This window comes from Streptomyces albireticuli, from assembly GCF_002192455.1.
Lineage (GTDB): Bacteria > Actinomycetota > Actinomycetes > Streptomycetales > Streptomycetaceae > Streptomyces > Streptomyces albireticuli_B.
Map to the genome: position 1 here is coordinate 2289277 of NZ_CP021744.1, position 23981 is coordinate 2313257.

General features: G+C 71.3%; 21 protein-coding genes, 1 pseudogene and 1 riboswitch. Of the genes and pseudogenes, 8 read left to right on the top strand and 14 right to left on the bottom strand.

Annotated elements, in window-relative coordinates; all coding sequences use genetic code 11:
* Positions 1 to 10 precede the first annotated feature (10 nt).
* From SMD11_RS09420 to SMD11_RS09435, 4 genes are all read right to left on the bottom strand, one after another.
* Positions 11 to 364 carry a cupin domain-containing protein gene (locus tag SMD11_RS09420; protein ID WP_087926023.1) on the bottom strand — a complete coding sequence of 118 codons (354 nt, stop codon included), beginning with the start codon at positions 362 to 364 and terminating at the stop codon, positions 11 to 13.
* A gap of 36 nt (positions 365 to 400) precedes the next feature.
* Positions 401 to 1480, bottom strand: coding sequence for a hypothetical protein (locus SMD11_RS09425; protein WP_087926024.1), 1080 nt, complete (start codon positions 1478 to 1480; stop codon positions 401 to 403).
* Between the two features lie 199 nt (positions 1481 to 1679).
* Positions 1680 to 2843, bottom strand: a complete 1164-nt coding sequence (locus tag SMD11_RS09430) for a polyamine ABC transporter substrate-binding protein (protein ID WP_087930381.1) — start codon at positions 2841 to 2843, stop codon at positions 1680 to 1682.
* 41 nt (positions 2844 to 2884) lie between these two features.
* On the bottom strand, positions 2885 to 4399 hold the full coding sequence (locus SMD11_RS09435) for an MFS transporter (protein WP_087926025.1): 1515 nt from the start codon (positions 4397 to 4399) through the stop codon (positions 2885 to 2887).
* 91 nt (positions 4400 to 4490) lie between these two features.
* Here SMD11_RS09435 and SMD11_RS09440 point away from each other — a divergent pair, with 91 nt between their 5' ends.
* Complete coding sequence (locus tag SMD11_RS09440; RefSeq protein ID WP_234365976.1) at positions 4491 to 5165, top strand: TetR/AcrR family transcriptional regulator; 675 nt, start codon at positions 4491 to 4493, stop codon at positions 5163 to 5165.
* 69 nt (positions 5166 to 5234) lie between these two features.
* On the opposite strand, the gene SMD11_RS09445 is transcribed toward SMD11_RS09440, so the two are convergent.
* The gene (locus SMD11_RS09445) at positions 5235 to 6686 is read right to left on the bottom strand and encodes a gamma-aminobutyraldehyde dehydrogenase (protein ID WP_087930382.1); all 1452 of its coding nucleotides are present in this window, start codon (positions 6684 to 6686) and stop codon (positions 5235 to 5237) included.
* Between the two features lie 169 nt (positions 6687 to 6855).
* Here SMD11_RS09445 and SMD11_RS09450 point away from each other — a divergent pair, with 169 nt between their 5' ends.
* The 6 genes from SMD11_RS09450 (at position 6856) to SMD11_RS09475 (ending at position 13202) form a co-directional block, all read left to right on the top strand.
* The gene (locus tag SMD11_RS09450; protein ID WP_087926027.1) at positions 6856 to 7353 is read left to right on the top strand and encodes an Lrp/AsnC family transcriptional regulator; all 498 of its coding nucleotides are present in this window, start codon (positions 6856 to 6858) and stop codon (positions 7351 to 7353) included.
* Positions 7338 to 8717, top strand: a complete 1380-nt coding sequence (locus SMD11_RS09455) for an aspartate aminotransferase family protein (protein ID WP_087926028.1) — start codon at positions 7338 to 7340, stop codon at positions 8715 to 8717. The genes SMD11_RS09450 and SMD11_RS09455 overlap by 16 nt, the downstream gene beginning before the upstream one ends.
* Before the next feature lie 367 nt (positions 8718 to 9084).
* Positions 9085 to 9822, top strand: coding sequence for an ABC transporter ATP-binding protein (locus SMD11_RS09460; RefSeq protein ID WP_087926029.1), 738 nt, complete (start codon positions 9085 to 9087; stop codon positions 9820 to 9822).
* The gene (locus SMD11_RS09465) at positions 9804 to 11051 is read left to right on the top strand and encodes a hypothetical protein (RefSeq protein WP_087926030.1); all 1248 of its coding nucleotides are present in this window, start codon (positions 9804 to 9806) and stop codon (positions 11049 to 11051) included. The genes SMD11_RS09460 and SMD11_RS09465 overlap by 19 nt, the downstream gene beginning before the upstream one ends.
* Before the next feature lie 6 nt (positions 11052 to 11057).
* Positions 11058 to 12170 (top strand): LOG family protein, encoded by a 1113-nt coding sequence (locus SMD11_RS09470; protein WP_087926031.1) that lies wholly within the window; start codon positions 11058 to 11060, stop codon positions 12168 to 12170.
* Between the two features lie 108 nt (positions 12171 to 12278).
* Positions 12279 to 13202 (top strand): hypothetical protein, encoded by a 924-nt coding sequence (locus tag SMD11_RS09475; protein WP_087926032.1) that lies wholly within the window; start codon positions 12279 to 12281, stop codon positions 13200 to 13202.
* 74 nt (positions 13203 to 13276) lie between these two features.
* Here the strand turns inward: SMD11_RS09475 and SMD11_RS09480 are convergent, their stop codons facing one another.
* From SMD11_RS09480 to rpsB, 9 genes are all read right to left on the bottom strand, one after another.
* The gene (locus tag SMD11_RS09480; protein ID WP_087926033.1) at positions 13277 to 14314 is read right to left on the bottom strand and encodes an ABC transporter ATP-binding protein; all 1038 of its coding nucleotides are present in this window, start codon (positions 14312 to 14314) and stop codon (positions 13277 to 13279) included.
* Positions 14314 to 15927 (bottom strand): ABC transporter permease, encoded by a 1614-nt coding sequence (locus SMD11_RS09485; RefSeq protein ID WP_234366377.1) that lies wholly within the window; start codon positions 15925 to 15927, stop codon positions 14314 to 14316. The genes SMD11_RS09480 and SMD11_RS09485 overlap by 1 nt, the downstream gene beginning before the upstream one ends.
* A gap of 71 nt (positions 15928 to 15998) precedes the next feature.
* On the bottom strand, positions 15999 to 17087 hold the full coding sequence (locus SMD11_RS09490; RefSeq protein ID WP_087926035.1) for a thiamine ABC transporter substrate-binding protein: 1089 nt from the start codon (positions 17085 to 17087) through the stop codon (positions 15999 to 16001).
* Positions 17083 to 17187: riboswitch (TPP riboswitch) on the bottom strand. Its footprint overlaps the gene before it by 5 nt.
* A gap of 47 nt (positions 17188 to 17234) precedes the next feature.
* Positions 17235 to 18341 (bottom strand): 23S rRNA (adenine(2503)-C(2))-methyltransferase RlmN, encoded by a 1107-nt coding sequence (rlmN, locus tag SMD11_RS09495; RefSeq protein WP_087926036.1) that lies wholly within the window; start codon positions 18339 to 18341, stop codon positions 17235 to 17237.
* Positions 18342 to 18443: 102 nt separating this feature from the next.
* Positions 18444 to 19547 carry a phosphatidate cytidylyltransferase gene (locus SMD11_RS09500; protein ID WP_087926037.1) on the bottom strand — a complete coding sequence of 368 codons (1104 nt, stop codon included), beginning with the start codon at positions 19545 to 19547 and terminating at the stop codon, positions 18444 to 18446.
* A complete protein-coding gene (gene frr, locus SMD11_RS09505; protein WP_087926038.1) occupies positions 19547 to 20104 on the bottom strand; it encodes a ribosome recycling factor in 558 nt (185 codons plus the stop codon). The genes SMD11_RS09500 and frr overlap by 1 nt, the downstream gene beginning before the upstream one ends.
* Positions 20105 to 20271: 167 nt before the next feature.
* On the bottom strand, positions 20272 to 21051 hold the full coding sequence (pyrH, locus tag SMD11_RS09510) for a UMP kinase (protein ID WP_087926039.1): 780 nt from the start codon (positions 21049 to 21051) through the stop codon (positions 20272 to 20274).
* Positions 21052 to 21214: 163 nt separating this feature from the next.
* Positions 21215 to 22051: a translation elongation factor Ts gene (tsf, locus tag SMD11_RS09515; RefSeq protein WP_087926040.1), complete on the bottom strand. Its 837-nt coding sequence runs from the start codon at positions 22049 to 22051 to the stop codon at positions 21215 to 21217.
* Positions 22052 to 22147: 96 nt separating this feature from the next.
* A complete protein-coding gene (gene rpsB, locus SMD11_RS09520) occupies positions 22148 to 22999 on the bottom strand; it encodes a 30S ribosomal protein S2 (RefSeq protein WP_087926041.1) in 852 nt (283 codons plus the stop codon).
* 313 nt (positions 23000 to 23312) lie between these two features.
* On the opposite strand from rpsB, the pseudogene SMD11_RS37265 reads away from it, so the two are divergent.
* A pseudogene (locus tag SMD11_RS37265) lies at positions 23313 to 23849 on the top strand (peptidoglycan DD-metalloendopeptidase family protein); the annotation flags it as partial.
* Positions 23850 to 23981: the final 132 nt, after the last annotated feature.

Consider the following 23981-nt stretch of genomic DNA (forward strand, 5'->3'; position numbering starts at 1 on the left):
GGAGCGCGGGTCAGAGGTCGAGCGGGCCCATGGCGGGCGGCCAGTAGAGCGAGAGGAAGACGAGCGGCTCGGTGTCGCTGGCGTTCCTCAGCTGGTGGCGGGAGCCGTTGGGGATGAGCACGGCCGAGGGCGCGGAGACGGGCCGCGTCTCGTCGTCGATGACCATGACCCCGCTGCCCGAGAGGATGACGAACGCCTCGTGCTCCTCGTGGTGGTCGTGCGGCTCGGTCTCGCCGCCGGGCGGGATGACGGCCCGGCCCAGGCCCCAGTCGGCGAGGTCCTCGCCGCCGTGGGGGTAGACCTGCTGGTAGCGGATGCCGTAGGCGTCGGTGAGCCGGCTGTCACTCATGTCCCTGATGAGCATGGAGGTCTCCGTCCCGGCGGGGCGCGCCGCGGGTGGTCAGTAGTTGAAGTCGGGGGTGTTGGCGGCGACGACGGGCTCCCAGGGGTTGGTGAGCAGGGCGTCGTGCTCGATGGGCAGGCCGTTGGCCCAGCCGTGGTCGGGGTCGCCGACCGAGAAGTCCTTCGCCGTGAGGTAGTCCAGCCGCAGCGAGGGCCAGATCTCCTCCTCACGGTGGGTGCCCAGGCGCAGGGTGTCGTCGCCGACGACGTCCTTCTGGACGAGGACGTCGATCTGGTGGGTGGCGGAGAAGGTGTCGGCGGGGCAGCCGGGACGGGCGGGGTTGTGCCAGCTGCTGGTGAGGCGGTCCGGGTGGCCGATGCCGCCGTTGCCGATGGTGCGGTGGGCGTTGTCGCGGACGAAGTCCATGGCCGCCCCGAGGTCGGGCAGCAGGCCGCGGGTGACGAGCGAATGGGCGTAGTGGCCCGGGGCGTTGACCGAGATCACCACCCCGCCGGGGATCCTGCGGTCGTGGTTACGGCGCTGGTGGGCGGCGGTGTAGAAGAGCTGGGTGCTGGCCTTGAAGAGGACCAGGGAGCCGTCGGGCTGCTCCAGCGGCACGGCCTCGGCGTAGACGGTGTCGAAGGCGAGGGGCGCCCATTCGGAGAGGTAGCTGTCGGCCAGGCTCCGGCACAGGTCGGCGAACTCGGGGCCGGGCAGCGCCCGGGCGAGCCGCTCGTCGTTGAAGACGATCAGGAAGGCGCTGCTCTGGCCGGTGACCGCCCGGCGCTTCCAGGCGGCCCGCGCGGTCCAGATCCGGGCCGCGAGGTGGGCGTGGCCCCGGGCGAGGTCCTCCGGGCCGAACCAGCAGATGTCGACGCCCAGCCCCTTGGAGGCGCCCGGGCCCTGCCAGGACCTGGCGGCGAGGCGTCCGAACAGGCAGGGCTGGGACCGGCGCAGCCAGCCGAGCAGGGCCGTCTCCCGCTCCTCGGCCGAGGCGTCCGGCGCCAGCAGCACCTCGTGCGCCGCGTCGATGTCCGCTCCGAAGCCGGCCGCGCCGGTGTCCTGCGGCAGGGCCGCCAGGGCTTCGGAGAGGCCGGCCCTCGCGGGCAGGCTCGTCTTGCCGTCCAGTGCGATCACTCCCCCGTAGTGGTCTGCACGCCGATGGCTCGTCGGCGACGGCGACAGTCTGACGATGCACAAGATCGCCGGTCAAGACCTTGACTTACGACGGAATCCGTAGTGCGGGGGCGTAGCGGGTATGGATTCAGGCAGCCTCAACGGTCTTTCACGGAGGCCGCCTTGAGGGGGACGGGACCCCGGCCGCCCGGGGGCCGCCTCAGAGGCCGACGATCTCGTTCCACTCCTTGGCGAACGCGGGGCGCTCCTTGGAGGTCATGTCGCGGGCGGTCCCGAGGCGCTTGCGCATGTCGTCGCTCGGGAAGATCAGGGGGTTCCCGGCGAGCTCGGCGACCTCCTTGTCCGGGGAGGAGGCGAGGACGTCCCGCGCGGCGGGCACGGGGCAGACGTAGTTGACCGCGGTGGCGAGCCGGGCCGCGACCTCCGGCTGGTAGTAGTGGTCGATGAGCCGCTCGGCATTGCTCTTGTGGCGGGCGAGGTTGGGAATCATCAGGCTCTCCGCCCAGAGCTCGGCGCCCTCCTCCGGGACCACGAACTCGATGTCGGGGTTGTCGGCCTGGAGCTGGATGATGTCGCCGGAGTAGGCCTGGCAGGCCAGGACGTCGCCGGAGGAGAGGTCCTTGATGTAGTCGTTGCCGGTGAAGCGGCGGATGTGGCGCTTGCTCACCAGCCGGCGCAGCTGGTCGGTCATGGTGTGGAAGTCGTCGGCGGTCCAGCGGGTGACGTCTGCGCCGTTGCCCTGCATGAGCAGGCAGAACGCCTCGTCCAGCCCGGCCAGCAGGGTGACCCGGCCACGCAGGTCGTCCTTCCACAGCTCGGAGGTGTGCCGGATCTCGCGGCCGAGCTTCTTGCGGTTGTAGGCGATGCCGGTGATGCCGGACTGCCAGGGGACGGTGTGCCGGCGGCCGGGGTCGAAGGGCGGCTCGCGCAACAGCGGGTCGAGGTTGCGGGCGACGTTCGGCTGACGGGAGCGGTCCATCTCCTGCACCCAGCCCAGGTGCACATAGCGGGCGCACATCCAGTCGCTGACGACGACGAGATCCCGGCCGGTGTCCTTGTGGTTCATCAGCGCCGGGCTGATCTTCCCGAAGAACTCGTCGTTGTCGTTGATCTCCTCGGTGTACTTCACCGAGATCCCGCTGGCCTTCTCGAACTCGTCCAGCGTCGGGCGGAGCTGGGCGTCGTCCTCGTCGGTGTCGATGTAGAGCGGCCAGTTGGCGAAGACGAGCCGCTTGTCCCGGCCGGAGCGGTCCGCCGCGGCCCGGTCGCCGGGCTCGACGTAGGCCGCGGGGACCCCGCAGCCGGCGAGTGCGGCGGCGCCCGCGCCGGCGCCGAGCACGCGCAGCAGGGACCGGCGGGACAGGCTCTTCACGGGGCTCACTCGCATTTCGGCAGCTTGACGGGTCAGATCTTCGCGGACAATGTACGGCCTGTCCGGGAGCTGTCCGCACCCCCCGACACCTTGACGGGCCCGGCCGGGGCGAGCAGCAGGTGGACGGTGACCGCGCCCAGGGCGCACAGGGCCGCGACCGACCAGAGGACGATGTGCCAGGCGTCGGTGAACTGTGCCGCGTGCAGCGCCTCGGCGGGTCCGGAGAGGTCACCGGCGGCGATCTTCCCGGCCAGCTCGGCCGAGCCCGTACGGGCCTGGATCAAGCTGGTCAGCACCGCGCCGACCACGGCCACCACCAGGGCGTTGGCGCCGCCCTTGACGGTGTTGAGGAATCCGGCCGCCATGCCCACCCGGGCAGGCTCCACCAGGCTCATCGCCTGGGCATCGATGATACCGACCACCAGGCCGTTGCCGGTGCCGATGGCGAGGAGGGGGCCGAGCAGGGCGAGGGCCGATATGCCCGGGTGGAGCACGGTGAGCCAGGCGTTGCCGCCCGCGAGGAGCAGCAGGGCCAGCCCCACCAGGAAGCGGGCGGGTACCCCCCGGTTGACCAGCCGGCCGCCGGCGGCGGGGAGGACGAGCACGGGGGCCGTCAGCATCAGCATGCTCAGTCCGGCGTCCCGGGCGGAGAGGCCGTTCACACCCTGGAGGTAGGTCGGCAGGAACACCAGCACCCCGGAGGAACCGACGGGCACCGCGAGGGCCGCCAGGCTCCAGCCCATGAAGCGGCGGTCACGGACCAGGGTCAGGTCGAGCACCGGATGGTCGCTGCGCCGCTCGACGGCCGCGAACACCACCAGCAGCAGGATTCCGGCGGCCACGGGGCCGAGCACCCGGGGGCTGCCCCAGCCGGCCTGCGCGCCCTGGGTGATGCCGAACATCAGCAGCGCCAGGCCGCCGATGAAGCTGGCTACTCCCGGCCGGTCGACCTTCGGGCGGTGGTCGGCCCGCGACTCGCCGATGAAGGCGGTGCCCAGGAGGATCACCAGGCCGGCGGCCGCGAAGACCCCGAAGGTCGTGCGCCAGCCCAGCCCACCGACCATCCACCCGGAGAACGTCGGGCCGATCGCGAGACCGATGCCGCCCATGGTCCCCATGGCGGCGAAGGCCCGGGTCCTGGCCGCGCCCTGGAAGGTGGACGCGAGGATCGCGCCGCCGCCGGCCATCACTCCGGCCGCGCCCGCGCCGGAGAGCGTACGGGCCACGTCGAGCAGCAGGATGTCGTTCACCACGGCGCTGCCGAGGGCCCCGGCGGTGTAGACGGCGGCGCCTATGGAGAAGATCCGGCGACGGCCGAAGAGGTCGCCGAGCGAGCCGGAGACGAGCATGAGGGAGGAGGCCGTGAGGAAATAGCCCGTCACGACCCATTGCAGGGAGGCGCCGGAGGCGTGCAGGTCCTCGCCGATGCGGGGGATCGCGACGGTCGTGCCGGACATGGACATGGGCAGCGTGAGGAAACCCAGCAGGACCACGAGCACCGTCATGACGGGGCTGGGCCGCCGGGTCCGCGGGGACTCGGAAGGCATACAGGTAAACTACACCGTGCAGTGCAACAGGTAAACCGAACAGTGCAATTTTTCGCGAGGCACGCTTCGCGACCCTTGGAGAGGAGCGGCGATGCCCGCAGCACAGGAGCCCGCGGCCGGACGTCCCCGCCGCGGCATGGCGGAGAAGCGGCAGGCCATCACGCGCGCCGCCCGCACGGTCTTCGCCCGGGACGGCTTCAGCCGCGCCAGCGTGGACGCCATCGCCGCCGAGGCCGGGGTGTCGAAGCGCACGATCTACAACCACTTCCAGGACAAGGAGGAGCTCTTCCGCTCCGTCGTCATCGAGAGCGCGGGCTCCGTCACCGCCTGGCACCGGACGATGGTCGAGCGCCACCTCGGCAAGATCACCGATCTGGAGCGGGACCTCACCTCCTTCGCCTTCGACTGGGCCTCGCCCCCACCCGAGTTCGCCGACCACTTCGCGCTCGTACGCCAGATCCACGCGGAGGCGTCCCACCTGGAGCCCGCCGTCATCGAGGCGTGGCAGGAGGCCGGCCCGCGGCCCGCCTTCCGGCAGCTGGCCCACCGGCTGGGCGAGCTGGCGGAGGAGGGGCTGCTCGACATCGACGACGCGGGCTTGGCCGCGCGGCACTTCGCGCTGCTGGCCGTCTCGGACGTCAGCCAGGGCTCCCTCTTCGGCGCCGTGAGGATGCCCGAGACCGAGGTCGACACCATCGTCAGCGGCGGCGTGCGCGCCTTCCTGCGCCTCTACGGCCCGCCCGGCACGGCACGGCCCGCACCCTGACCCGCCCCGGGAACGGCGGTGGCCCCGCCGGATGATCCGGCGGGGCCACCGCTGCACTGCCGTCGCGTCTCAGCCGAGGGACGTCATCACGTGCTTGATGCGCGTGTAGTCCTCGAAGCCGTACGCCGAGAGGTCCTTGCCGTAGCCGGACTGCTTGAAGCCGCCGTGGGGCATCTCGGCGACCAGCGGGATGTGGGTGTTGATCCACACGCAGCCGAAGTCGAGCCGCTTGGACATCCGCATGGCGCGGGCGTGGTCCTTGGTCCACACCGACGAGGCCAGCGCGTACTCGACGCCGTTGGCGTAGCCGACGGCCTGCTCCTCGTCCGAGAAGGACTGGACGGTGATGACCGGGCCGAAGACCTCGTGCTGGATGATCTCGTCGTCCTGCTGAAGGCCGGAGACGACGGTCGGGGCGAAGAAGTAGCCCTTCTCGCCGACGCGGTGACCGCCCGCCTCGACCTTGGCGTGCGAGGGGAGCCGCTCGATGAAGCCCGACACCTGCTGGAGCTGGTTGGCGTTGTTGAGCGGGCCGTAGAGCACGTCCTCGTCGTCCGGCTGCCCGGTCTTGGTGTCGGCGGCGGCCTTGGCCAGCGCGGTCACGAACTCGTCGTGGATCGACTCGTGCACGAGCACCCGGGTCGCGGCCGTACAGTCCTGGCCGGCGTTGAAGAAGCCCGCGACCGAGATGTCCTCGACGGCCTTGGCGATGTCGGCGTCCTCGAAGACGACGACCGGCGCCTTGCCACCGAGCTCCAGGTGGACCCGCTTGACGTCCTTGGAGGCGGACGCGGCGACCTGGATGCCCGCCCGCACGGAGCCGGTGATCGAGGCCATGGCCGGCACGGAGTGCTCCACCATCAGGCGGCCGGTCTCGCGGTCACCGCACAGGACGTTGAAGACGCCCTTGGGGTGGCCGAGCTCCTCCAGCACGCCGCCGATGATCTCGGCCATGAGCAGCGTGGAGGCCGGGGTGGTGTCGGAGGGCTTGAGGACGACGGTGTTGCCCGCGGCGAGCGCCGGGGCGAACTTCCACGTGGCCATCATCATGGGGTAGTTCCACGGCGCGACCTGCGCGCAGACGCCGATCGGCTCGCGCCGGATGATGGAGGTCATGCCCTCCATGTACTCGCCGGCGGAGCGGCCCTCCAGCATCCGGGCGGCACCCGCGAAGAAGCGGATCTGGTCCACCATCGGCGGGATCTCTTCGCTGCGGGTGAGCGCCAGCGGCTTGCCGGTGTTCTCGGACTCGGCGGCGATCAGCTCCTCGGCCCGCACCTCGAAGGCATCGGCGATCTTGAGGAGCACCTTCTGGCGCTCGGCCGGCACCAGGTCGCGCCAGGCCGGGAACGCGGCCTGGGCCGCGGCCATGGCCGCGTCGACATCGGCCGGGCCGGACAGGGCGGCGACGGCGTACGCCTCGCCGGTGGCCGGGTTGACCACCTCCGTGGTCCGCCCGTCGGCGGCCTCCCGGAACTCTCCGTCGATGTAGTTGCGAAGACGACGCAGCTCGGTGGTCACGTGCGCCACCCCTTCTTTCAGGTCCATTGGGTGAGACGCCCAGCCTAGTCAGTAAGGCGACGCTTTCGACATACCCACTACCCATGAACAACGGAATCAGTTCTTCAAAAGGTTCCACACAACGAATTTCATCGATTCAGGGTTGCCACACGGGCGAGTCCCATGCACAGTGGACTCCGTGGCCACTCGTAGTGCAGACCCCAAGAGCGTGCAGGGCACGCAGTCGATCGACGCCGTCTCCCTGGCGATCATCGAGCAACTCCAGGAGGACGGCCGCCGCCCCTACGCGGCGATCGGCAAGGCCGTAGGTCTGTCCGAGGCGGCCGTCCGGCAGCGCGTGCAGAAGCTGCTCGACCAGGGCGTGATGCAGATCGTCGCCGTCACGGACCCGCTCACCGTGGGATTCCGGCGCCAGGCGATGGTCGGCATCAACGTCGAGGGCGACCTCGACCCCGTCGCCGACGCCCTGACCGCGATGGACGAGGTGGAGTACGTCGTGGTGACGGCCGGCTCCTTCGATCTCCTCATCGAGATCGTCTGCGAGGACGACGACCACCTCCTGGAAACGATCAACAAGCGCATCCGGACCCTCCCCGGCGTGCGCTCCACCGAAAGCTTCGTCTACCTCAAGCTCCGCAAGCAGACCTACACATGGGGAACCCGATAGCCGTGAGCAAGGACCTCTCCCAGACGGCGTACGACCACCTGTGGATGCACTTCACCCGCATGTCGTCGTACGAGAACGCATCCGTGCCGACCATCGTGCGCGGTGAGGGCACCTACATCTACGACGACAAGGGCAAGCGCTACCTCGACGGTCTCGCCGGCCTGTTCGTGGTCCAGGCCGGCCACGGCCGCGCCGAGCTGGCCGAGGCCGCCAACAAGCAGGCGCAGGAGCTGGCCTTCTTCCCGGTGTGGAGCTACGCCCACCCCAGGGCCGTGGAGCTGGCGGAGCGGCTGGCCCACTACGCCCCCGGCGACCTCAACAAGGTCTTCTTCACCACCGGCGGCGCCGAGGCCGTCGAGACCGCCTGGAAGCTGGCGAAGCAGTACCACCAGCTGACCGGCAACCACCGGAAGTACAAGGTCATATCGCGGTCGGTCGCCTACCACGGCACCACCCAGGGCGCCCTGTCCATCACCGGCCTGCCGGCCCTCAAGGCCCCCTTCGAGCCGCTGGTCCCCGGCGCGCACAAGGTCGCCAACACCAACATCTACCGCGCCCCGGTCCACGGCGACGACCCGGAGGCCTTCGGCCGCTGGGCCGCCGACCAGATCGAGCAGCAGATCCTCTTCGAGGGCCCCGACACCGTCGCCGCCGTCTTCCTGGAGCCCGTGCAGAACGCGGGCGGCTGCTTCCCACCGCCCCCCGGCTACTTCCAGCGGGTCCGCGAGATCTGCGACAAGTACAACGTCCTGCTGGTGTCGGACGAGGTCATCTGCGCCTTCGGCCGCCTCGGCACGATGTTCGCCTGCGACAAGTTCGGCTACGTCCCGGACATCATCACCTGTGCCAAGGGCATGACCTCCGGCTACTCCCCCATCGGCGCGGCCGTCATCTCCGACCGGATCGCCGAGCCGTTCTTCAAGGGCGACGCGACCTTCCTGCACGGCTACACCTTCGGCGGCCACCCGGTCTCCGCCGCCGTCGCGCTGGCCAACCTCGACATCTTCGAGCGCGAGGGCCTCAACCAGCACGTGCTGGACAACGAGTCGGCCTTCCTGTCGACCCTGTCCAAGCTGCACGACCTGCCGATCGTCGGCGACGTCCGCGGCAACGGCTTCTTCTACGGCATCGAGCTGGTGAAGGACAAGGCCACCAAGGAGTCGTTCACGCCCGAGGACTGCGAGCGGCTGCTCTACGGCTTCGTATCGAAGAAGCTGTTCGAGAACGGGCTGTACTGCCGGGCCGACGACCGCGGCGACCCGGTCATCCAGGTCGCGCCGCCGCTGATCGCCGGCCGGTCGACCTTCGACGAGATCGAGCAGATCCTCCGCGGCGTCCTTACGGAGGCCTGGACGAAGATCTGACCTATGGTCCGAGCGGCGGCCCGGCCGGCCGTCCGCACCGACCCGACGGCGTCCGGCCCGCTCCCGGACACCGTCCCCCCGCCGTGGCCCCGCGCGACCCCCTTCGCAGTACGCGCGCGTGGGCCACGGCTTTCACCATGTCCGCCCACGCCCCTGCCGCACATCCGCTCACCGGCCGTGCGCGTACGCGCTCCGACGCTTGGGCGACGGCCGGGGATGAGGCCGACCGGAGGAAAGTGAGGCACTCCAGCGCCGAGCCTGGGAGAGGGCTAGGATCCCGGTTCCGTACGGTGCCAGTGACCCAATGGCCTCCGGTTCGTTCAGCCGGTCAGGGGAACGGACCCTTCAGCGACCCGAGGTGCTCGATATGGTGGCCCCGCCGGACAACGACGTGCTCTGGGCACGCGGCCTGCATTACGCATACAGCGGTTCCCCCGCACTCGCCGGAGTCTCCCTCGGCGTGCGCGAAGGCGAGATCCTCGCCGTCACCGGACCACGTGGCTCCGGGAAGTCCACCCTGCTCAAGTGCCTGTCGGGACAGCTCGTCCCCCACCCCGGCGAGGTGTGGTTCAACAGCGCGCCCGTGCACACCCTCTCCCGCTCCGCGCGGGAGCGGCTGCGCCGGGAGCGGTTCGGCTGGATCGACAGCGAGCCCCACCTCGTACCGGAGCTGTCGGCCTGGGAGAACGCGGCCCTGCCGCTGCTGCTGCGCGGCATCGGCCACCGGGCCGCCAAGCGGACCGCCGGCGAGTGGCTGGAACGCCTCGACGTCGGCGACTGCGCCCGCAAGCGGCCCGGCGCGCTGCTCATGGCCCAGCGTCAGCGGGTCGCCATCGCACGGGCGCTGACCACCGAACCGACAGTGATCTTCGCGGACGAGCCGACCGCCCCGCTGCACAACGCCGACCGGGCCCAGGTGCTGCGCACCCTGACCACGGCCGCGCGCTCGCACCAGATCACCGTCGTCGTCGCCGGCCTGGACGAGGAGGTCGCCACCCTGGCGGACCGCGCCGTCACCCTGGTCGACGGCCGCCGCACGAGCGGCATCCCGTCCCCCGAGGCATCCGAGGGCGAGGGCAGGGCCGCGTGCTCAGTCTCCGCCTGACGCGCGGCGCGCATCCGCTCGTCCTGCTGCGGCGGCTGCTGGTCGTGGCCGCCGCCGCGGGCGTCGGGTTCCTGCTGCTGTGCACGCTCGGATACGCGGTGGCCCACCCCAAGGCCACCGGGGAATCACTCGTCCGGCTGGTGTGGTGCGCCGTGCCGCTGGCCGCCGTCGTGCAGTTCGCCCTCGCCGTGGCCCGTACGGACCCCGCCACCCGGCCCCGCGACGGCCTCGACGCCATCGGCCTCGGCCCGGTGCGGCTGTCCCTGCTCGCGGCGGCGTCCACGGCCCTCTCCTGCTCCGTCGGCAGCGGCGTCGCCCTGCTGGTCTACCTGGAGCTCCGCGGGGATCTCGGCGGCACCCCGCTGAGCGGCTCCGCCTCCCGGCTGCTGGACGGGAACGCCCCCCTGCCGTGGGCCGCGACGCTGACCCTCCTGGGCCTGCTGCCGGTACTCGCCGCCGGCACCTGCGCCCTCGTCCTGCGGCCGCGCTCGGGCGGCGAGCGGCGCGCCAGGGCGGCCGCGAAGCACACCGACGAGGGCCCGCAGGACACCGCGGACGCCCCCGCCGCTCCCGTCACGCCCGCACCGCCACGCGCGCCCAAGCCCAGCTACACCGGCCTCCCCTGGGGCATCACGATCATCACGGTCGGCCTCGCCATGGAGGCGTACGTGGCCCGGGGGCCGGCTCCGGCCCCCGACGCCCTGCTCGCCCTGCCCGGCTCGGACGGTGCCTCCCCCGGCGTCATCGGCGGCTGGCTGCTGGCCTCCCTGGGGCTCGTCCTGGCCGGGCCCGGGCTGACCCACTGGTGCGGGGTCCTGCTGGCGGCCGGACGACCCGGAGCCGTAAGGCTGCTGGCCGGGCGGATACTACAGGACGCCGCCACCCGGATCGGGCGGCCGCTCGGGGTGCTGTGCGCGGTGGCCTCGGCGTCGCTCGCCGCCGCCGAGCTCTACGGCGCGGCGTGGGAGGCCGACGGATCACGGCCCTTCGGCCCGCTCACCGGCCTCGGCGCGGGCCTGGTGATGTCCTGCGTCACCGCCACCGCCATCACCGCGGCCCTCGACAGCCGCCAGAGCCGCGCCGGCACCACCTCGGCGCTGAACCGCCTGGGCATCCCGCACTCGCTGCTCCGTGGCGCGGCCGTGCTGCGCACCGGTGTGCTGCTGGCCGTACTGACCCCGCTGACCTGGGCGATCGCCGAGCTGGCGGCCCTGCCCATGACGCGGTGACGGCCGATGGCCGCCGGTGCCACGGAGGAGATCGAGTCGCTGGAGGAGTTCGACCGGGTCGTCTCCGCCACCGGCTCGCCCGCCGGATACCGGGTGCAGTCCGTCGACCTGACGGCCCGTACCCCCGCCCTGCTGGCCGCCGACACCTCCGGGACGGTCTTCCTCGGCTGTCCGATGGAGCGGGAGGCGGCGGCGAAGGTGCGGGCCGGCGGCGCGCTGGTCTTCCCGCCGGTGCCGCATCTGCCCTTCGACCCCTACCGGGGCACGCTCTACCGGCCCGAGGAGCTGTACGAGGGCCTGGAGAAGGGCTACGGCAACACGCCCGACGCGCTCGCGTACAGCTGGTACGAGCGCACCAGGGCGGACGGCGACATCGTCGCCTCGATGCTGCGCGGCATCCATGACGACGCGGTCTCCGACGCCCTGGACGAGCTTCTGGTCGGGGAGCGCGTCGTGGGCGTCATGGGCGGCCACAACCTGCGCCGCGACACACCGGAGTACGCGGCAGCGGCACGGCTCGGCCGGGCCCTGGCGCGCTCCGGGCTGATGGTCGCCACGGGCGGTGGCCCGGGCGCGATGGAGGCCGCGAACCTCGGCGCGTACGCGGCGCCGTTCGAGGACGGCATGCTGGACCGCGCCCTGGCGGACCTCCGGGGCGTCCCCGGCTTCACCCCGTCCGTGGGCGCCTGGGCCGCCACGGCTCTCGCCGTAAGGGCGACGCGGCCCGACGGCGGGCCCTCGGTGGGCATCCCCACCTGGTTCTACGGGCACGAGCCGTCCAACGCCTTCGCCGGGCACATCGCGAAGTACTTCGCCAACGCCCTCCGCGAGGACGGTCTCCTCGCCCGCGCCGACGCCGGGGTGATCTTCCTTCCGGGCGCCGCCGGGACCCTCCAGGAGATCTTCGGCAACGCCACCCCCAACTTCTACGGGTCCCGGGGGCAGGCGAGGCCGATGGTCCTCGTGGGGCGTGAGCACTGGACGTCCGTCCTGCCCGCCTGGCCGCTCCTCACGGCCCTGGCCAGGGGGAGGCCGATGGCCGGGCGGATCGCGCTGGTGGACACCGTCGAAGAGGTGCCGGCGGTGCTGACCCGGCTGGCGGGGCACCTCGGCGGCTGACCGGCCGGCACCAAGTTTTTGACCTTTTCTTGACCCAAGGCAACTTCCGCGCCGAAAACCGCGTCTGGCTTTGGAGCACGACGGTTTATCAGGCGAACGGAGCTATTGGTGATCATCGGCCTTCTGACGGCTGTCGCGGCCTCGGCCTGTTACGGAACAGGTTCGGTCCTGCAAGCCGTGGGATCGCGCAAATCGGCCCGCCGGGAAGCCGCGGCGGCCTCCACCACGGGCACCACCCAGCACGGCGGGCCGAGCCTCTCGTCCACCGCCAAGGCCGCGGTGACCTGGGAGTTCATGGTCGGTACGGTCCTGGACTTCGTCGGCTTCGCCCTCGGCGCCCTGGCCGCCCGGATGCTGCCGCTCTTCCTCTCCCAGACGGTCATCAGCGCCAACCTCATCGTCACCGCGCTGCTGAGCATCAAGCTCCTCGGCATCCGGCTGACCCGGAAGGAGTGGATGTCGATCGGCGTCGTCTGCTCCGCGCTGGTGCTGCTGGCGACCGCCGCGGGTCACGAGGGCAGCGGCGAGGCCGCCCGGTCCACGCACTGGTGGCTGCTGATCATCTCCGTCGTGCTGATGGGCGGCGGCTGGGTGGCCGTCCACTTCCTGGGGTCGAAGGCCGCCATCCTGGCCGGTCTGCTGTCCGGCCTGGGCTTCGGCGCCATCGGCGTGGGTGTCCGCATCCTCGACGGCATCGACCCGTTCGACCTGCCCACGATGCTCGCGGACCCTGCGCTGTACGCGATCCTCATATCCGGCAGCGTCGGCATGTACCTGCACACCGTCGCCCTCCAGATCGGCTCGGTCAACGGCGCCACCGCCGCGCTCGTCGTCGGTGAGACGGTGCTGCCCGGCATCATCGGCGTGGTGTGGCTCGGCGACACCTCCCGGGCCGGCTTCGCCTGGATGGCGATCCTCGGCTTCCTGCTGGCCGTGGCGGGAGCGGTGGCGGTCGCCTGGTTCGGCGAGCCCGAGGGGGCACCGGCGGCCGAGCCGGAGGCGAAGAGACTCGAACCGACCGCCACGGGCTGACGCCCGGCGCGCGTACGAACGGGCCCGCCGCCCCGTCCCTCGTGGACAGGGCGACGGGCCCGTTCCCGTTCCCCTCAGGGACCGTCCAGCACCACGACCTCGCCGGCGTCGAACGTGACGCCCACCCGGTCCCCCACGTCGGGCGCGCCCCGCAGGCCGCACGCAGCCTCCAGCTGCGGCCCGTCGGAGGGACTCAGCAGCACCACGACATGGTCGCCCCGGAACGTCCGGCCGGTCACCGTGCACGGCAGCCCGCCGGCTTCCCCTCCGTCCGGCACCAGCAGCACACCCGCAGGCCGTACGAGCAGCCGGCGCTCGCCCTCCGGTGTGCCGGCGGGCACCGGGATCCTGCCCCACACCGTGTCCGCGCTCCCGCCGCTCACCCGCGCCGCGACGACGTTGTCGAAGCCGAGGAAGCGGGCCACGAACTCCGACGCCGGCCGCTGCCACACCTCCAGGGGCGTGCCCGCCTGGGCTATGCGCCCGTCGCGCATCACCACCACCCGGTCGGCGAGCGCGAACGCCTCGCCCTGGTCGTGGGTGACGGCCAGCACCGTGGTTCCCAGCCGGCCGAAGAGCTCGCGCAGCTCCACCACCAGCCGCTCGCGCAGACCGCGGTCGAGCTGGCCGAGCGGCTCGTCGAGCATCAGCAGCCGGGGGCGGGGCGCGAGGGCGCGCGCGAGCGCCACCCGCTGCTGCTCACCGCCGGACAGCGCCGCGACGGCGCGCCGCCCGGCACCCGGCAGCCCCACCAGCTCCAGCAGCTCCGTCACCCGGCGCTCCGTCTCGGCGCGGCCCGCCTTCCGCATGCGCAGGCCGAAGGCGACGTTGCCGCCGACGTCCCGCTGCGGGAAGAGCTGGTGGTCCTGGAACATCAGGCCCACCTCGCGCCGGTGCGTGGGCACGCCCTCCTGGTCGTTCCCGGAGAGGAGCACCCGTCCGGCGTCCGCCCGCTGGAGCCCGGCGACGACCCGCAGCAGCGTGGACTTGCCGCTGCCGCTCGGGCCGAGCACACAGACCGTCTCGTGCTCGGCGACCTCCAGGTCCACCGCGTCCAGGGCGGCGCGCTCCCCGAAGCGGACCGTGACGCCGTCCAGTCGCAGCAAGGACATCAGAACTCTCCCGAACGGTCGGTGCGGATGCGCTCCAGAACCAGCAGCGCCGCCGCGCACACCAGCATCAGAATCGTGCTGAGGGCCATGGCCTGCCCGTAATTGAGCTCACCGGCGCGGCCCAGCAGCCGGGACACGGCCACCGGCAGGGTCGGGCTGTCGGGGCGGGCGATGAACACGGTCGCGCCGAACTCCCCCAGGGACACCGCGAAGGCGAAGCCCGCGGCGACCGCCAGGGCCCGGCCGACGAGCGGCAGGTCCACCTCGCGCCACGCGCGCAGCGGGGACGCGCCGAGCACCGCGGCGGCCTCGCGCAGCCGGGCGTCCACGGCGCGCAGCACGGGCAGCATGGTCCGGACGACGAAGGGCACGCCCACCAGCGCCTGCGCCAGCGGCACCAGGATCCAGGACGCGCGCAGGTCCAGCGGCGGCTCGTCCAAGGTGATCAGGAAGCCGAAGCCGACGGTCACGGCGGAGGTGCCGAGCGGCAGCATCAGGAGCGCGTCGAAGCCCCGGACGAGGCGGCCCGCGCGCCGGGTCAGCGCGGCGGCGGCCAGCCCGCCGACGACCAGGGCGATCCCGGTGGCGGCCAGCGCGTACGTCAGGGAGTTTCCGATGGCCTCCAGTGGGGCGACGGTGAACGTGCCACCGCTGCCCCCGGCGGAGGCCAGGGCGCGGTAGAAGGCCAGGCCGTAGCCGTCGGGCCCGTCGAAGGAGCGCAGGACGAGCACGGCCAGCGGCACCAGGACCAGCAGGGCGATCACCGTGAGCACGCCGCCCAGCAGCGTCCACTGGGCGGCACCGCGCGGGCGGCGCGCGGTGTGCGCGGCGTCGACCAGCTTCAGGGCGGACTCGCGGCGGCGCACGGTCCAGGCGTGCACCCCCAGCAGCACGGCGACCGCGACGAACTGCACGAGCGTGAGCACCGCGGCCGTCGGCAGGTCCAGCAGTTGGGCGGTCTGCTGGTAGATCTCCACTTCCAGGGTGGCGTAGCGGGGGCCGCCGAGGATCTGGACGGCGCCGAAGGAGGTGAAGGTGAAGAGGAAGACCATGAGGGACGCGGCGGCCACGGCCGGCGCGAGGGCCGGCAGGGTGACCCGCCGCCAGGCGGCGACCCGCCCCGCGCCCAGCACCCGGGCGGCTTCCTCCTGGCGTGGGTCGAGCTGTGCCCAGAGGCCGCCGACGGTCCGGACGACCACGGCGTAGTTGAAGAACACGTGCGCGAGCAGGATCGCCCAGACGGTGGTGTCCAGCCGGACGCCCCAGAGCTCGTCCAGCAGCCCGCCCCGGCCGAGGAGTGCCAGGAAGGCCGATCCCACGACGACGGTGGGCAGCACGAAGGGGACGGTCACCACCGCCCGCAGCAGCCGCTTCCCGGGGAATTCGAAGCGCGCGAAGACGTACGCGCCGGGAAGGGCGAGGGCGAGCGTCAGGGCCGTGGAGGCGGCCGCCTGCCAGGTGGTGAACCACAGGACGTGGCCGATCGCCGGGTCGGCGAGCACCTCGCCCACGCGCCCGAAGTGCCACCGGCCGCCGTCCTTGAGACCGCGGAGGACGATGGCGGTGACGGGATAGGCGAAGAAGACCCCGAAGAAGGCGAGCGGCACGACCATCAGGCCGAACCGCACCGCCGTCTGCCGGAGCGCCGGCCGGGGGTCCGGCCGGCGGGGTGCCCGGAGGGCTTCTACTTCAGGACGATCGAGGACCATGCCTTGACCCACTGCTCGCGGTTCTTGGCGATCTTCTCCGGGTCGAGGGTGTGGGGATCCGTGACCTTCACGCCGTACTTGGTGAACAGCTCGGGCAGCGCGGCGTCCTGGTTGGCGGGCCGGACGAACATCTGGAGGGGCATGTCCTCCTGGAACTTCCTGCTCAGCAGGAAGTCGATCAGGGCCTGGCCGCCCTTGGTGTTCTTCGCGCCCTTGAGCAGGCCGGCGAACTCCGTCTGCTGGAAGCAGGTGCCCGTCGCGACCCCGGTGGGGGCCTCCTTGGGCTCCGGCTTCACGCCCATCACCTCGGCGGGCGGGCTGGAGGCGTAGGAGACGACCAGCGGCTTGTCGCCCTTGGCCTTCTTGCCGCCGGCCGAGCCGGAGAAGCGCTCGCTGTACGCCTGCTCCCAGCCGCTCACGACCTCCACGCCGTTGGCCTTGAGCTTCTTCCAGTAGTCCTGCCAGCCGTCGTCGCCGTACTTGGCGACGGTGGCGAGCTGGAAGGCGAGGCCGGGCGAGGAGGTGGCGGCGTTCTCGGTGACGAGGAGGTTCTTGTACTCCGGCTTGATCAGGTCGTCGAGGGTCTGCGGCGGGGCCAGCTTGTGGTCGGCGAAGTACGCGCGGTCGTAGTTGACGCAGATGTCGCCGGTGTCGACCGGGGTGACCCGGTGCCGGGCGGCGTCGGCCTGGAGGTTCTTCGGCACCCGGTTGAGGCCCTTGGCCTCGTAGGGCGTGAAGAGGTCCTGGTCCAGCGCCCGGGAGAGCAGGGTGTTGTCGACGCCGAAGAAGACGTCGCCCTGCGGGTGGCTCTTGGACAGGATCGCCTGGTTGACGGCCGAGCCGGCGTCGCCGCTCTTGATCACCTTGACGGTGTAGCCGCTCTCCTTCTCGAAGTCCTTCAGGACACCGTCCGAGACGACGAAGGAGTCGTGCGAGACGAGGGTGACGGTCTTGCCGCCGTCGGCCCCGTCGGAGCCGCCCGAGCCGCCGCAGGCGGCCAGCACGGGCAGACCGAGCGCGGCGACGACGGCAGCCCCGAGGGCACGCCGGAGATTGGTGTTCATGGTGATGCTGACTCCCTACGCCGGTATGACCCGGATCAGGTCCGAGGGTCTGCGGCCTGTGCCGCACTCTCAGCGCTCGCGCGCTCCCCTGTCGGATTGTTCATTTGTGCGAAGGCACAGTATCAGTGCGCCTCCGGCGGGTCGTGTTCAGCGCTCGGTGGCAGCCAGCTGCCCGCAGGCGCCGTCGATCTCCTGGCCGCGGGTGTCCCGGACGGTCACCGGCACGCCGTGGGCGGCGATCGCCTCGACGAAGGCCCGCTCGTCCTCCGGGCGGGAGGCCGTCCACTTGGAGCCCGGGGTCGGGTTCAGCGGGATGAGGTTGACGTGCACCCGCTTGCCCTTGAGGAGCCGGCCGAGGAGGTCACCACGCCAGGCCTGGTCGTTGATGTCGCGGATCAGGGCGTACTCGATGGAGATCCGGCGGCCGGACTTCTCGGCGTACTCCCACGCGGCGTCGAGGACCTCGCGGACCTTCCAGCGGGTGTTCACGGGGACCAGGGTGTCGCGCAGGTCGTCGTCCGGCGCGTGCAGCGAGACGGCGAGGCGGCACTTGAAGCCCTCGTCGGCGAAGCGGTGCATCGCCGGGACCAGGCCGACGGTGGAGACCGTGATGCCGCGCTGGGAGAGGCCGAGGCCGTCCGGCTCGGGGTCGGTGAGGCGGCGGATGGCGCCGACGACCCGCTTGTAGTTCGCGAGGGGCTCGCCCATGCCCATGAAGACGATGTTGGACAGCCGGGCGGGGCCGCCCGGGACCTCGCCGTCGCGCAGCGCGCGCATGCCGTCCACGATCTGGTGGACGATCTCGGCGGTCGACAGATTGCGGTCCAGGCCCGCCTGGCCGGTGGCGCAGAACGGGCAGTTCATACCGCAGCCGGCCTGGGAGCTGATGCACATGGTGACCCGGTCGGGGTAGCGCATGAGCACGGACTCCACCAGCTTGCCGTCGTGCAGCCGCCAGAGGGTCTTACGGGTGGTGTCGTCGTCGCACGAGATGTGCCGGACGACGCTCATCAGCTCCGGCAGCAGCTCGGCCGCGAGCTTCTCGCGGGCCGCCGCCGGGATGTCCGTCCATGCCGCCGGGTCGTGCGCGTACCGCGCGAAATAGTGCTGCGACAGCTGCTTGGCGCGGAACGGCTTCTCGCCGATCGCGGCGACCGCCTCACGGCGCTCGGCGGGCGAAAGATCGGCAAGGTGCCGCGGGGGCTTCTTGGCCCCGCGCGGCGCGACAAAGGTGAGTTCTCCAGGTGCAGGCATGGTCCTACCAGTGTCGCAGACATACGAAGAAGGGCCCGCCGCCCTGTGGACGACGAACCCTTCAACACGAGAAACAGCAGGTCGGACGGGGTGCCCGCCCGGTCAGCCACCTCCGACGAAGACCACCATCAGCAGCCAGACGACCGGAGCCGTCGGCAGCAGGGAGTCCAGCCGGTCCATGATCCCGCCGTGGCCGGGCAGCAGCGCGCCCATGTCCTTGATCCCGAGATCCCGCTTGATCATGGACTCACCGAGGTCGCCCAGCGTGGCGCTGGCCGCGACGGCGAGACCGAGCAGCAGACCCTGCCACCACGCCCCGTCGTCGATCAGGAAGTGCATGCACAGCGCGCCCGCCACCATGGCGAACACCACCGCGCCGACCAGGCCCTCGCGGGTCTTGCCGGGGCTGATGCGCGGCGCCAGCTTGCGCTTGCCGAACTTCCAGCCCACCGCGTACGCGCCGGTGTCGCTGACCACCGTGAGGATCAGGAAGGTCAGCACCCGCCACGCACCGTCGTCCGCGGCCAGCATCAGCGCCACGAACGTGGCGAGGAAGGGCACGTAGAACGCCGCGAAGATGCCCGCCGTGACGTCCTTGAGGTAGTCGTCCGGCGGCTCCGTCATGCGCCATACGAGCACGGCCAGCGCGGTGAAGGCCATGGCCACCCACGCGCCCTCGGCGCCGTTCACATAGCCCGCGATGACCATCGCGGCACCACCGAGCGCCAGCGGCACCAGGGGGGCCCGGACGGCCTTCTTCTCGGCGAGCCGGGAGGTCAGCTCCCACAGCCCGACGACCACGGCGAGCACGATGACGCCGAGGAAGACGGGCTTGTAGATGAACAGGGAGGCGAGGATGACCGCGCCGAGGCCCAGTCCCACCCCTATCGCGGCCCGCAGATCGCGGCCGGCGCTCTTCTTCCCCGACTTCGGGGCCTGCGGGGAAGCGGGCACCGGGGGCGGGTCCTGGGGCCGGATGTCGGGCTCCTGTTCATCGCGGAACAGGGGGCCGCGAAGGTGGGCGGCCCCCTGGTCACGGTCGTCCTGGTCTCCGCCTGCGGCGGGCACGATGGGCATGGGGCGAGTCTGCGCCGCGTCGCCCGCCTCGCGCACAGGACCCGCCGAGGGGGCCGCAGAGGAGGGCCCCCGGTCGGTGGACCCCCAGTACGCGGTTGCCTGCGGGGTCCCCCAGGATGTCTCGTTCATCAGACCTCGAGGAGCTCGGCTTCCTTGTGCTTGAGCAGCTCGTCCACCTGCGCGACGTACTTCGCGGTGGTGTCGTCGAGCTCCTTCTCCGCGCGGCGCACCTCGTCCTCGCCGGACTCCTTGTCCTTGACCAGCTTGTCCAGGGCGTCCTTGGCCTTGCGGCGGATGGAGCGGATCGAGACCTTGGCGTCCTCGGCCTTGGTCTTGGCGACCTTGACGTAGTCCCTGCGGCGCTGCTCGGTCAGCTCCGGGAACGTCACCCGGATGATGTTGCCGTCGTTGCTCGGGTTGACGCCGAGGTCCGAGTCACGGATCGCCTGCTCGATGTTGCGCAGCGCGGTCTTGTCGAACGGCGTCACCACGGCCATGCGCGGCTCCGGCACCGAGAAGGACGCCAGCTGGTTGATCGGCGTCAGCGCACCGTAGTAGTCCGCCACGATCTTGTTGAACATCGCCGGGTGCGCACGCCCGGTGCGGATCGCCGCGAAGTCCTCCTTGGCGACCACAACGGCCTTCTCCATCTTCTCCTCGGCCTCGAGGAGGATCTCTTCGATCACCACTTGCTCCTGGTGTTATCAGTAAGCAGAGCCTCGCCCCTGCGCGCGTCTTCTCCTGCACGGTGTCCGACCGGCAGGCCGTTGTCCATCCCCGTGCCGAGGTCTTCCCACGGCACGGAGTTGCCGTCCGCATCGGGCGTGAGAGCCACGGACGGCGGTGCGGGCGGTCAGGCCCGCGTGCTCTCGTCGCTCACGAGCGTGCCGATCTTCTCACCCTTGACCGCGCGGGCGATGTTGCCCTCGGCCAGCAGCTCGAAGACCAGGATCGGGAGCTTGTTGTCCATGCACAGGGAGATGGCGGTGGCGTCGGCGACCTTGAGGCCGCGGGAGAGCACCTCGCCGTACTCGAGGGCGTCGAACTTCACCGCGTCGGGGTTCTTCTTCGGGTCGGAGTCGTAGACCCCGTCGACGCCGTTCTTGCCCATCAGGATCGCCTCGGCGTGGATCTCCAGGGCGCGCTGGGCGGCGGTGGTGTCGGTGGAGAAGTAGGGCATGCCCATGCCCGCGCCGAAGATGACGACGCGGCCCTTCTCCAGGTGGCGTACCGCGCGCAGCGGGATGAACGGCTCGGCGACCTGGCCCATGGTGATGCCGGTCTGCACCCGCGTCTCGATGCCTTCCTTGACCAGGAAGTCCTGGAGGGCGAGGCAGTTCATGACGGTGCCGAGCATGCCCATGTAGTCCGACCGGGCCCGGTCCATGCCGCGCTGCTGGAGCTCGGCGCCGCGGAAGAAGTTGCCGCCGCCGATCACGACGGCGATCTCGTACCCGTCGCGGACGACCGCCGCGATCTCGCGGGCGATCGCGTGCACGACATCGGGGTCGACACCGAGGCCCCCGCCGCCGGCGAATGCCTCGCCGGACAGTTTCAGCATAAACCGGCGGCGTTTGCCGTGGTCGTCGCTCTTGTCGTCGGCGGTCTGCCGGGCGTCCGCACCCTGATTCATTGGAGATCTCCTCGTGCACATACGAAGAAGGCCATTGCCGGACGGGTCCTTATCAGATCCCTCTGCGGCAATGGCCTCCTCGTCACATCAGCGGCCGACCGGTGACGGGCCGGCTGCATACGACCCTAGCGGGTCGCAGGTCAATCGCTGCCCTGCTACAGGCTCAGGCGCCGACGCGGATGCGCGCGAAGCGCTTCAGCGCGACACCGGCCTCGTCCAGAATCTTCTGGACGGTCTTCTTGTTGTCCTTCGCGAAGGGCTGGTCCAGCAGGACCTGCTCCTTGAAGAAGCCGGTGACGCGACCCTCGACGATCTTCGGCAGGGCGGCCTCGGGCTTGCCCTCCTCGCGAGCGGTGGCCTCGGCGACGCGGCGCTCGTTCTCGACGACGTCGGCCGGGATGGCGTCACGGGTCAGGAACTTCGGCGCGAAGGCGGCGATGTGCTGCGCGACGTCCTTGGCGACCTCGGCGTTCTCCTTGTCCAGCTCGACCAGCACGCCGACCTGCGGGGGCAGGTCCGCGGCGGTGCGGTGCATGTAGGAGTAGACCTTGCCGTCGGCGAACTGCGCGAAGCGGTCCACGACGATCTTCTCGCCGAGGGTGGCGTTGGCCTCGTCCACGAACGCCTGGACGGTCTTGCCGGCCTCGATCTCGGACGCCATGAGCGCCTCGAGGTCGGCCGGGGCGCTCTTGGCGATGTGGGCGGCCAGAGCGTCGGCGACGGTGATGAACTTGTCACCCTTGGCGACGAAGTCCGTCTCGCACTTCAGCTCGACGATGACACCGGAGGTGTTGTCGTCGGCGATGGAGGTGACGACGGCGCCGTTCTCGGTGGTGCGGCTCTCGCGCTTGGCCACACCCTTCAGACCCTTGACGCGGACGATCTCGACGGCCTTCTCCAGGTCGCCGGCAGCCTCGTCCAGCGCCTTCTTGCAGTCCATCATGCCGGCGCCGGTGAGCTCACGGAGCTTCTTGACGTCAGCGGCGGTGAAGTTCGCCATGGTGAATCTCTCTCGAAAGTCGTTGACTACGGGTGCACGGCGGGGGGCGGCGCTGCTCGCGCCGACCCCCGCCGTTCAACTACCGGGACTGAGGTGTCAGGCCTGCTCGGCGTCGGCCGCCGGAGCCTCGGCCGGGGCCTCGGCGGGCTTCTCGGCCTCGTCGTCGGCCTTCTTCTCGCCCTCGAGCAGGTCGCGCTCCCACTCGGCGAGCGGCTCGCCGGCGGCCTTGTCGGCCTTGGCGTCACCGGTGGCGGCACCGGAACGGGCGATGAGGCCCTCGGCGACGGCGTCGGCGATCACGCGGGTCAGCAGGGTGACGGAGCGGATCGCGTCGTCGTTGCCCGGGATCTTGTAGTCGACCTCGTCGGGGTCGCAGTTGGTGTCGAGGATCGCGACGACCGGGATGCGCAGCTTGCGCGCCTCACCGACGGCGATGTGCTCCTTCTTGGTGTCCACGATCCAGACGGCGCTGGGCACCTTCTGCATCTCGCGGATACCGCCGAGGGTCTTCTCCAGCTTGCTCTTCTCACGGGAGAGGACGAGCAGCTCCTTCTTGGTGAGGCCGGAGGCGGCCACATCCTCGAAGTCGATGAGCTCGAGCTCCTTGAGGCGCTGGAGGCGCTTGTAGACGGTCGAGAAGTTGGTGAGCATGCCGCCCAGCCAGCGCTGGTTGACGTAGGGCATGCCGACGCGCGTCGCCTGCTCGGCGATGGCCTCCTGGGCCTGCTTCTTCGTACCGACGAACATGATGGAGCCACCGTGCGCGACGGTCTCCTTGACGAACTCGTAGGCGCGGTCGATGTACGACAGCGACTGGAGCAGGTCGATGATGTAGATGCCGTTGCGCTCCGTGAAGATGAAACGCTTCATCTTCGGGTTCCAACGACGGGTCTGGTGACCGAAGTGGACGCCGCTCTCCAGCAGCTCCCGCATCGTGACGACGGCCATGGCCGCGCTCCTTGAATTACTCGGTTCCACGGCGGCCGGGCGGCCGCCGCTCCTGACGCCCCGACGTGTCCGCCGCGGTAGGTGCCTTTGCGAGGAACCGTCCGCGGACCGAGTGACACGGCCACCGGGCTGCCCGAAAGGGACTGACGCGCCGGTAGCGGGGCGTGCGAAGTCGATCCGGTCACCCGGATCGCCATGAGAAGTGTACGGGACCGGGGAAGGCCCGGGTGACGGCGTTGTCCACAACCCGCGAGTAGTCCACCGGTCACGGACAAGATCCCCGCGGATCGGCGGAGTGCGCGACGGTGCTGCCATGACCTCCGCCCCGCGTCTCCCACGGTCCCTCCGAAGCGGTCCGAGCCGCCCTTTCCGGCCGCCCGGCCGACCGGTACGGGCGGTCACTCTCCGTGCGTTAACGCTGGTCATCGCATGCATCGCAGCCGTCACTGGATTCACGCAGGCCCCAGGGATCCCTGCCGTGAGCGCCTCCGTCGCCAGGCTCCCGCCGGAGCCGGGCAGCGTCGCGGGCGATCGCTCATGGCCCGTGAGCGGGGTCCGCGGACCTCGGCCGGCGGTCGTCCGGGCATGGGATCCGCCACCGGTTCCCTGGGCCTCGGGGCACCGCGGCGTGGATCTCGACGCCCGAGCGGGCCAGACCGTCCGGGCGGCCGCCCCGGGGACGGTGTCCTTCGCGGGCACCGTCGCCGGGCGCGGCGTGGTCGCCGTCGAGCTGGCGGGGAGCGGTGAGCCACCGCTGCGCATCACCTATGAGCCGGTGCGGGCTTCGGTGCGGAAGGGCGACGCCGTGTCCGCCGGGACCGCGGTCGGCAGCCTCCAGGCGGGGCTCTCCCACTGTCCGGCGGGGTGTCTGCACTGGGGGCTGCTCCGGGGCGGGACCTACCTCGACCCCTTGAGCCTGCTGCCGCCGTGGATGCTGCGCCGGCCGCCGTCCCGGTTGCTGCCGCTGACCGGCCCGCTGGGG